This is a genomic window from Nocardia neocaledoniensis (assembly GCF_029868625.1).
Classification (GTDB): domain Bacteria; phylum Actinomycetota; class Actinomycetes; order Mycobacteriales; family Mycobacteriaceae; genus Nocardia; species Nocardia neocaledoniensis_A.
Genome location: NZ_JARWOJ010000242.1, coordinates 1 through 9,954, shown reverse-complemented (window position 1 = coordinate 9,954; position 9,954 = coordinate 1). Strand labels below are relative to the sequence as shown.

Sequence of the window (9,954 nt, the reverse complement as noted above, 5' to 3'; positions counted from 1 at the left end):
CCCGCCGGCGGGGGCCGGCGCGGGGGGGGGCGCGGTGGGCGGCGATCTGGCCGCCGGGCTGAATGGTGCGCTGAACGGCGCGGTCGGCGTGGGCGGTGACTTGGCCGCCGGGCTGGGTGGTGCGTTGAACGGTGCCGTCGGTGTCGGTGGCGATCTGGCCGCTGGTCTCGGTGGCGCGCTGAACGGTGCCGTTGGTGTCGGTGGCGATCTGGCCGCCGGGCTGGGTGGTGCGTTGAACGGTGCCGTCGGCGCGGGTGGCGACTTGGCCGCCGGCCTCGGCGGCGCATTGGACGGCGCGACGAATATCGGCGCCGACCTCGGCGGTGCCCTCTCGGGCGTCGTAGACGCGGGCACTGACCTGACGGCCGGCCTCGGCGGCGCAGCGGGCATCGGCGCTGGTCTCGATGGTGCGCTGTCGGGTGCGGTTGGCGCGGGCGGCGACTTGGCGGCCGGGCTCGGTGGTGCTCTGGATGGTGCCGCGGGCGTTGGCGCCGGTCTGGATGGTGCGCTGTCGGGTGCGGTTGGCGCGGGCGGTGACTTGGCGGCGGGCCTCGGTGGTGCGTTGGATGGTGCCGCGGGTATTGGCGCTGGTCTCGGTGGCGCCCTTGGCGGAGCTGCGGAAGTTGGCGCCGGTCTGGATGGCGCCTTGACGGGTGCAGTCGGTGCCGGAGGCGATCTGGCGGCCGGCCTCGGTGGTGCTTTGGATGGTGCCGCGGGCGTTGGCGCTGGTCTGGATGGCGCTCTGTCGGGCGTTGCCGGTGCGGGCGCGGACCTCTCGACGGGCCTTGGTGGTGCGTTGGACGGTGCGATCGACGCGGGTGCTGGCCTCGGCGGTGCTTTGGATGGTGCCGCGGGTGTTGGCGCTGGTCTCGGTGGCGCCCTTGGCGGAGCCGCGGAAGTTGGCGCCGGTCTGGATGGCGCCTTGACGGGTGCAGTCGGTGCCGGAGGCGATCTGGCGGCCGGGCTCGGTGGCGCACTGGATGGTGCCGCGGGTGTCGGTGCCGGTCTGGATGGCGCCTTGTCGGGTGCAGTAGGCGCGGGCGGTGACTTGGCGGCTGGGCTCGACGGCGCTCTGGATGGTGCCGCGGATGTGGGTGCCGGTCTCGACGGCGCTCTGTCGGGTGCTGTCGGTGCGGGTGCGGATCTGTCGACCGGGCTGGGTGGCGCACTTGACGGCGCGATCGACGCGGGCGCCGGTCTCGGTGGTGCCTTGGATGGTGTCGCGGGTGTTGGCGCCGGTCTTGATGGTGCTCTGGACGGCGCGATCGACGCCGGTGCTGATCTCGGCGGCGCCTTGGACGGCACCGCGGGCATCGGCGCCGGTCTCGATGGCGCCCTCGCGGGCGCGGTAGGTGCGGGCGCCGGTCTGACGGCCGGTCTGGACGGTGCGCTGGATGGCGCCGCCGGTGTCGGCGCCGGGCTCGACGGTGCTCTCTCGGGTGCGGTCGACGCGGGGGCTGGTCTTTCGACCGGGCTGGGTGGCGCTCTTGACGGTGCGATCGACGCGGGCGCCGGTCTCGGCGGTGCGCTGGACGGTGCCGCGGGCGTCGGTGCCGGGCTCGACGGTGCCCTGTCGGGTGTTGTCGGTGCGGGCGGCGACTTGTCGGCCGGCCTCGACGGTGCTCTGGACGGAGCCGCCGGTGTCGGTGCCGGTCTCGAAGGTGTCGTAGGCGGTGCGGCCGGGGCCGGTGCAGGGCTGGAGAGTGCTTTGACGGGAGCTGTCGGTGGCGGCATCGACGGTGTGCTCGGTGCTGGTGCGGGCGTGGACGGTGCGCTGTCGGGCGCTGTCGACGCGGGCGGCGAACTGGACGGCGCCGTGGGTGCCGGTGTGGACGGCGCCCTGAACGCGGGCGCTGATCTCGCTGCCGGTGCCAGTGGTGCCGTGGACGGTGCGCTCGGCGCCGGACTCGACGGAGCGCTCGAGGGTGCCGTCGACGCGACGGCCGGGCTCGGCGGTGCGCTGTCGGGTGCGGCTGGTGCGGCCGGCGGAATCGGCACCGGTCTCGACGGTGCGCTGTCCGGGGCGGTCGGTGCGGGTGCGGGGCTCGAGGGTGCCGTCGACGGTCTCCTCGGCGGGACCGCGGGACTCACCACTGAGCTCGGCGGCAGCCTCGACGCGGGGGTGAACGGTGCGACCTCGGTCGGCGCCGGCCTGGGTGCGGCGGCCAATGCCGGGGCGCAGGCCGCGGGTGGGCTCGGTGCCGCGGTGACCACGACGGCGATGGCCGGGCTCGATGGTGCGGTCGGTGCTGGCGCGGATCTCGGCACCGGACTGGAAACCGGGCTCGGCGGCACCGTCGCCGCGGGTGGCGATCTCACCGGCGGCCTCGGTGGACTGTTCACCGGTGGCGGATCCGCGGAAGTCGGCACCGGTCTCGACACGGCACTGTCCGGCGCGACCGGCATCGGCCTCGAAACCGGTCTCGGCCTCGCGGGTTCGGTCGCCGGTGACGCGCAGGCGGGTCTGGGCGGCGCGGTGGACGCGGGCCTCGGCCTGACAGGTTCGACGGCCGCCGGCGCGCAGGCCGGTCTCGGTGGTGCGGTGGAAACCGGGCTCGGATTGGCGGGTTCCGCGGCGGGCGGCGCCCAAGCCGGGCTGAGCGGCGCGGTCGAATCCGGTGTCGGCCTTGCCGGTTCGACGGCAGCGGGCGCGCAGGCGGGTCTCGGCGGCGCGGTGGACGCGGGCCTCGGACTGGCTGGTTCGGCCGCGGGCGGCGCGCAAACCGGCCTTGCCGGTTCGACGACGGCGGGTCTCGACGGCAGCGTGGACGCGGGTCTCGGCCTCGCCGGTTCGGCTGTCGGCGGTGCGGAAGCCGGTCTCGGCGGTGCGGTGGAATCCGGTGTCGGCCTTGCCGGTTCGGCGACCAGCGGCGCGGAAGCGGGACTCGGCGGCGTAGCCGACCTGGGCGGCTCCGCGGGCACCGGCCTCGAAACGGGCCTCGGCGGCGGCCTGTCCGGCGCGATCGCCGGCGACACCGGCTTCACCGGCAGCACGGGCCTCACCGGCGAAACCGGCCTCACCGGTGACGTGGCGGGCACGACCCAGACCACCGGCGACCTCACCGGCGGCGCGACGACGCAGGGCGCCGTCACCACGGCCGCCGACACCTGGTCCTCGGTCGACGTGTCGAGCGCGTTCGGCTCCGGCCTGCACGGCTCGAGTCTCGGTGGCGACACGTCGCTGTTCGGCGAGTCGAGTACCGTCACCGGCGCCGGTGCCGATACGCACACCGACGGACTGTTCGACTGAGCGAAACGGACAACGGGATGGGGACTCTCGCACCGAACGCGGTGCCGCTGGCGACGGTGTTGGCCGACACCGTCGCGGCGGCCCGCGCCGCGGGTCGCGCGGACCTGGTCGGCCGGCTGGTGCAGGTCACCGAGCGGGTGCGCGATCCACGACATCGGATCGTCGTCACCGGCCACCTCAACCAGGGCAAGAGCCGGTTCGTGAACGCGCTGCTCGGGCTCGACGTGTGCCCGGTCGGCGACGACACCACCACGGTCCTCCCGCTCCACCTCTCCCACGGTGCGCAGCAGCGGGCCCACCTGGTGCTCGCGGCTCCCGGCGCCGAGGAGTCGCGGGTGGAGATCCCGTTCGACGAGATCGGCACCATCGATCCGCGCAGCCCGCTGGCGCAGGGCAAACAGATAGTCCGGATCGAGGCCGAGCTCCCGAATCAGCTGCTGGCCGACGGCATCGTCCTGATCGACACTCCCGGCGTCGGCGGGCACGGCGGCACCGGCACCGCGAGCATTCTCGGCATGGCGACGGCCGCCGACGCGGTGCTCGTTCTGTCCGACGCGTCCACCGAGCTCACCGAACCCGAACTCACCTTCGTCCGGCAGGTCCGCGAACTGTGCCCGGCGGTCGCGGTGTTGCTCACCAAGACTGACCTGTATCCCCACTGGCAGCAGGTTTTCGAGGCGAACCGCGGCCACCTCGGCACGCTGGAGGTGGCATCGATCCCGGTCTCGGCCCTGCTGCGCGCGCACGCGTTGCGGCTGCAGGACGCGGAACTCGGCAGGGAGTCCGGTTTCGGCGTGCTGTTCGCCTTCCTCCGCGACCGCGTCGTCGCCCGCGACCACGCCGCGACGCGTCAGGCGGTCTCCCGTGAATTGCATTCGGCGGCCGAACATCTGGCGCTGGCGCTGGGCAGTGAGCTGGTCGCGCTGCGCGATCCGGCGCTCGGCTCGGCCGCCATCACCGAACTGCAGACCGCGCGCGCGGCCGCGGAGGAGTTGCAGCGGCGCACCGCGAGCTGGCAGCAGACCCTCGCCGACGGGATCACCGATCTGGTCGGAGATGTCGACCACGATCTGCGCGAGCGTCTGCGCGGCATCGCCCGCACGGGCCAGGAATGGATCGATGAGCACGATCCAGGACGCCACTGGGGCGCGATCGCCGAGTGGCTCTCCGACGCCGTGGACACCGCCCTCGGCGAGAACCTCCTGCTCACCCACCGGCGCACCGAACTGCTGGCCGAGCGGATCGCGGACCATTTCGCCGAGGTCGGCGCGGTGGAGCTGCCGGAGGTGGGCGACGAGCGCGCGGTGACGAGCACCGGTTCGCTGGCCGATCTGGAACCGGATATCGGTTTCACCAGCAAGATCCTCGTGGGCATGCGCGGTTCCTACGGCGGCGTGCTGATGGTCGGCCTGGCCACCACTTTCGCCGGGCTCGCGATGCTGAACCCGATCTCGCTCGGCGCTGGGCTGATCGTGGGCGGCAAGGCCTATCGCGACGACAAGACCGCCCGGCTGGCCCGCCGCCGGGTCGAGGCCAACGCGGAGGTGCGCCGCTTCCTCGACGACGTGGCCTTCCAGGCCGCCAAGGACACCAAGGATCGCCTGCACCGCATCCATCGCGCCCTGCGCGACCATTTCGCCGGCGTCGCCGACCGCAGTCTGCGCTCGATCGACGCGTCGTTGCGCGCCGCGCAGGACGCGGCGACGATGGCCGCGACGCAGCGCGCCGAGCGCACCGCCGTGCTGGAACGTCAACTGCATGCCGTCGCCGAGCTGCGCCGCTACGCCGATTCGATGCTGGTCGAGCAAGGGGACAAGCCGTCGGGAAGGCACGCGGCCGCCGGTACGGTATCTGGGTGACCCACCGTTTCGACACCGCGCCATCCGGCCACGTACAGGGGATTCTGGCCGAGGCGCGGCAGCTGGTCGGCGCGGCGGCGCGAGCGTTCGATCGCCAGCCGTACGCGCGTGCCGCGCTCGCCGACTGCGAGCACCGTTTGCGTGAGCCGCTGCGGGTGGCGTTGGCCGGGTCGATCAAGGCGGGCAAGTCGACACTGCTGAACGCGCTGGTCGGGCAGAGTGTCGCGCCGACCGACGCGACCGAGTGCACCCGGCTGGTCACCTGGTACCGCGACGGCGCGACGCCGTCGGTCACCGCGTTCTCCCCGGAGGGCGCCCGCGCCAATGTGGTCGTCCGGCGCGGTGGCGGCGCGCACGGCCTTGCCTTCGACCTGGACGGCCTGCGCTGGGACGCGGCGGCGAGCGGCGTCGACCATCTCGAGGTGAGCTGGCCGTCGGCGGCGCTGGCGCAGACCACGATCATCGATACGCCGGGCACCTCCTCGCTCTCGCGCGAGGTCTCACGCCGCACGATCGAGCTGCTCACCCCGGGTGACGCGGCGTTCGATCAGCCCGCGCTGTCCTCGCCGGGCGCCGACGCCGTCGTCTATCTGCTGCGCCGCCTCGACGCCGCCGACGTGCATTTTCTCGAGCAACTCGGCGTGGGTGGGGCGGACGGCGCGGGCCCGCTCGGCGTGGTCGGTGTCGTGTCCCGGGCCGACGAGATCGGCGCGGGCCGCATCGACGCGCTGCATTCGGCGCGCGACGTGGCCGCCCGGTTCGCGGGTGAGCTGGAGCGAACGGGCCTGTGCCAGGCGGTGATTCCGGTGGCGGGGCTGCTCGCCTTCGCCGCGGTCACCCTGCGTCAGCCCGAGTTCGCCGCCTTCCAGGCACTGGCCGGGGTATCCGCCGAGGATCTCGGGGTGGCCCTGCTGTCGGCGGATCGCTTCGCCCGCGCCGATATTCCGCTGCCGGTGGCGCCGGAGCTGCGCGCCCAGCTCGCCGATCGCTTCGGGCTGTTCGGTATTCGCATGGCCACCACGCTCATCCGGCTCGGCGTGCGCGACTCGGCGACACTGTCGGCCGAACTGGCCGCCCGCAGCGGCATCGACGAGCTGCGTTCGGTCCTGGACGTCCAATTCGGCCAGCGCGCGGACCAATTGAAGGCCCATTCGGCGCTGACCACCCTGTCCAGGGTGATCGCCGCCAACCCCGGCACCGACGCCGACCACCTGCTCCCGCGGGTGCGCGCCCGCCTGGCCGACGTCCACGGTTTCGCGGAACTGCGCCTGCTCGGCCGCCTGCGCACCGACGAACTGCCCCTCCCCCCGGACGATCTCACCGAACTCCACCGCCTGCTCGGTGGCGCGGGCATCGCGGCCCACCTGCGTCTCGGCCTCCCCGCCGACGCCGCCCCGCCCGCGATCCACGCCACCGCCCTCACCGCCGTCCGCAAGTGGCGGGCCCGCGCGAGCCACCCCCTCGCCGACCAGTCCACCGCTACCGCCTGCCGCACCGCGGCCCGCAGCGCCGAAGGCATCATCGCCGAACTCGGTGGATAGTGCCCGGCCGCGCCCCCTGCGCGCGGCCGGACCGCCGATCAGGGGAAGTAGGCCGTGCCGGAAGAAATTTTCTTCGCGGTCGGGAATGAATTCTCGCAGGTGTTGGTTGTGCACATCGACAACCTTGAGCGTGACTCACTCAAGTTCTAGTTGACTCGCGACGGAACTCGGGGGCAGGATTGAGCTGACCACGCTCAGCGTTGCTGAGGCTGTGCTCCGCGTGATGTGCCTGGGGTTCGGCCTGAGAGCACTCACATACATACGTCTAACAGGAGGAATCACTATGGCTCGTGCGGTCGGAATCGACCTCGGGACCACGAACTCGGTCGTCAGCGTTCTCGAAGGCGGCGAGCCGGTCGTCGTGGCGAACTCGGAAGGCTCGCGCACCACCCCCTCGATCGTCGCGTTCGCGAAGAACGGCGAGGTTCTCGTCGGCCAGCCTGCGAAGAACCAGGCCGTCACCAACGTCGACCGCACCATCCGCTCGGTCAAGCGCCACATCGGCACCGACTGGAACGTCGAGATCGACGGCAAGAAGTACACCCCGCAGGAAATCTCCGCGCGCACGCTGATGAAGCTGAAGCGCGACGCCGAGGCCTACCTGGGCGAGGAGATCACCGACGCGGTCATCACCGTCCCCGCCTACTTCGAGGACGCTCAGCGGCAGGCCACCAAGGAAGCCGGCCAGATCGCCGGTCTGAACGTGCTGCGCATCGTCAACGAGCCCACCGCGGCCGCGCTGGCGTACGGCCTGGACAAGGGCGACAAGGAACAGACCATCCTGGTCTTCGACCTCGGTGGCGGTACCTTCGACGTCTCGCTGCTGGAGATCGGTGAGGGCGTCGTCGAGGTCCGCGCGACCTCCGGTGACAACCACCTCGGTGGCGACGACTGGGACGAGCGCATCGTCACCTGGCTCGTCGACAAGTTCAAGGCCAGCTCGGGCATCGACCTGACCAAGGACAAGATGGCCATGCAGCGTCTGCGCGAGGCCGCCGAGAAGGCGAAGATCGAGCTGTCCTCCAGCCAGTCCACCTCGATCAACCTGCCCTACATCACCGTCGACGCGGACAAGAACCCGCTGTTCCTCGACGAGCAGCTGACCCGCGCCGAGTTCCAGAAGATCACCTCCGATCTGCTGGATCGCACCCGCGCGCCGTTCCAGTCCGTCATCAAGGACGCCGGCATCAACGTGGCCGACATCGACCACGTCGTGCTCGTCGGTGGCTCCACCCGTATGCCCGCCGTCTCCGAGCTGGTCAAGGAACTGACCGGTGGCCGTGAGCCGAACAAGGGCGTGAACCCGGACGAGGTCGTCGCCGTCGGCGCCGCCCTGCAGGCCGGTGTGCTCAAGGGCGAGGTCAAGGACGTCCTGCTGCTCGATGTCACCCCGCTGTCGCTGGGTATCGAGACCAAGGGCGGCGTGATGACCAAGCTCATCGAGCGCAACACCACCATCCCGACCAAGCGCTCGGAGACCTTCACCACCGCCGACGACAACCAGCCGTCGGTGCAGATCCAGGTGTTCCAGGGTGAGCGTGAGATCGCCTCGCACAACAAGCTGCTCGGCTCCTTCGAGCTGACCGGCCTGCCCCCGGCCCCGCGCGGCGTGCCGCAGATCGAGGTCACCTTCGACATCGACGCGAACGGCATCGTCCACGTCACGGCGAAGGACAAGGGCACCGGCAAGGAGAACAAGATCAAGATCCAGGACGGCTCCGGCCTGTCCAAGGAAGAGATCGACCGGATGGTCAAGGACGCCGAGGCGCACGCCGCCGAGGACAAGGCCCGCCGCGAGGAGGCCGAGACCCGCAACCAGGCCGAGTCGCTGGTGCACCAGACCGAGAAGTTCATCAAGGACAACGAGGACAAGGTGCCCGCGGACGTGAAGTCCAAGGTCGAGGCGGCCATCGCCGAGGCCAACACGGCGCTCGCCGGTACCGACATCGCCGCGGTGAAGACCGCCGTGGAGAAGCTGGCCACCGAGTCGCAGGCCCTGGGCCAGGCGCTCTACGAGGCGCAGGCCGCCGACGCCGCCGCCGACGGCAACGGTGCCGGTCCCGCGAACGACGACGATCAGGTCGTCGACGCCGAGGTCGTTGACGAGCCGGTCGACACGGAGAAGAAGTGACCGAGGCCAACTCCGAACAGGAGCTGATCGAGGACATCGTCGAGGACGCCGACTCCGCCGCCGAGGCGACGGAGCCGGACACCGACGGCGAGGCCGAGGCGCCGGTCAGCGACGAGCTGGCCGAGCGCACCGCCGACCTGCAGCGGTTGACCGCGGAGTACGCGAACTACCGCCGCCGGGTCGAGCGGGATCGTCAGGCGAACATCGACGCGGCCAAGGCCGCCGTCGTCACCGAACTGCTCGGTGTGCTCGACGATCTGGACCGGGCCAGGGCGCACGGCGACCTGGAGACCGGCCCGCTCAAGGCCGTCGCCGACAAGCTCGAGACCGCGCTGACCAAGCAGGGTCTCGTCGAGTTCGGTGCGATCGGTGATCCGTTCGACCCCACGCTGCACGAGGCCGTGCAGCACGAGGGCTCGGGCGCCGATCCGGTCATCGGCGTGGTGATGCGCAAGGGCTATCGGTTCGGCGAGCGGGTGCTTCGGCACGCGCTGGTCGGGGTAACCGATGCCGAGGCCACCGAGGCATCGGATCCGGATGCCGACGGCGACAACCAATAGGAACGCGAGAGGAGGAGATGCCCGGTGAGCCAACGGGAGTGGATCGAGAAGGACTTCTACAAGGAGCTGGGCGTCTCCTCCGGCGCCTCGCAGGACGAGATCAAGAAGGCCTACCGCAAGCTGGCCCGCGACCTGCACCCGGATTCCAACCCGGGTGACACCAAGGCCGAGGAGCGGTTCAAGGCGGTCAGCGAGGCCAACGCCGTGCTGTCCGATCCGGCCAAGCGCAAGGAGTACGACGAGACTCGTCGCCTGTTCGCGGGCGGCGGCGGTCGCGGCTACGGCGGCGGGTTCAATCCCGGTGCCGCCGGCGGCTTCTCGCAGGACTTCAACATCGGTGACATCTTCGGTCAGGCCGGTGGCGCGGGCGCTCCCGGTGACGGTGGGCTCGGCGATCTGCTGGGTGGGCTGTTCAACCGGGGTGGGGGGGCGCGCGCCCGGCCCGCCCCCCCCCCCCCGGCCCCGCCCAGGCGGGCCAGACCAGCGACATCGTCGCGGTCGTCCCGGTGATCGACACCGTGCCCGAGACCGGCAACCGGCTGCTCAACGAGGTCTCTACCATCACCCGCCCCGAAGCGCCCGATCTGGCCCAGCAGGTGATGTACGAGCTGGC

The 9,954-nt window shown here is 71.6% G+C and carries 6 protein-coding genes and 1 pseudogene; 6 read left to right on the top strand and 1 reads right to left on the bottom strand.

Translation table 11 applies throughout. The features are described 5' to 3' along the window. A partial coding sequence (locus QH270_RS18955; RefSeq protein WP_280344185.1) for a hypothetical protein occupies positions 1 to 2,590 on the bottom strand: 2,590 nt, incomplete at its 3' end. On the opposite strand from QH270_RS18955, the gene QH270_RS18950 reads away from it, so the two are divergent. From QH270_RS18950 to QH270_RS18925, 6 genes and pseudogenes are all read left to right on the top strand, one after another. Beyond that, positions 2,543 to 3,250: a hypothetical protein gene (locus QH270_RS18950; protein WP_280344183.1), complete on the top strand. Its 708-nt coding sequence runs from the start codon at positions 2,543 to 2,545 to the stop codon at positions 3,248 to 3,250. The genes QH270_RS18955 and QH270_RS18950 overlap by 48 nt on opposite strands. A gap of 17 nt (positions 3,251 to 3,267) precedes the next feature. Continuing rightward, positions 3,268 to 5,109, top strand: a complete 1,842-nt coding sequence (locus QH270_RS18945) for a dynamin family protein (protein WP_280344180.1) — start codon at positions 3,268 to 3,270, stop codon at positions 5,107 to 5,109. After that, the gene (locus QH270_RS18940; protein ID WP_280344178.1) at positions 5,106 to 6,650 is read left to right on the top strand and encodes a dynamin family protein; all 1,545 of its coding nucleotides are present in this window, start codon (positions 5,106 to 5,108) and stop codon (positions 6,648 to 6,650) included. The genes QH270_RS18945 and QH270_RS18940 overlap by 4 nt, the downstream gene beginning before the upstream one ends. Before the next feature lie 283 nt (positions 6,651 to 6,933). Then, entirely contained in the window at positions 6,934 to 8,781 is a 1,848-nt protein-coding gene (gene dnaK / locus QH270_RS18935) for a molecular chaperone DnaK (RefSeq protein ID WP_110037649.1), read from the top strand. Next, the gene (grpE, locus tag QH270_RS18930; RefSeq protein WP_280344176.1) at positions 8,778 to 9,341 is read left to right on the top strand and encodes a nucleotide exchange factor GrpE; all 564 of its coding nucleotides are present in this window, start codon (positions 8,778 to 8,780) and stop codon (positions 9,339 to 9,341) included. Before dnaK ends, grpE begins: the two co-directional genes overlap by 4 nt. A gap of 24 nt (positions 9,342 to 9,365) precedes the next feature. Beyond that, positions 9,366 to 9,770: pseudogene (locus tag QH270_RS18925) on the top strand (DnaJ domain-containing protein); the annotation flags it as partial. Positions 9,771 to 9,954: the final 184 nt, after the last annotated feature.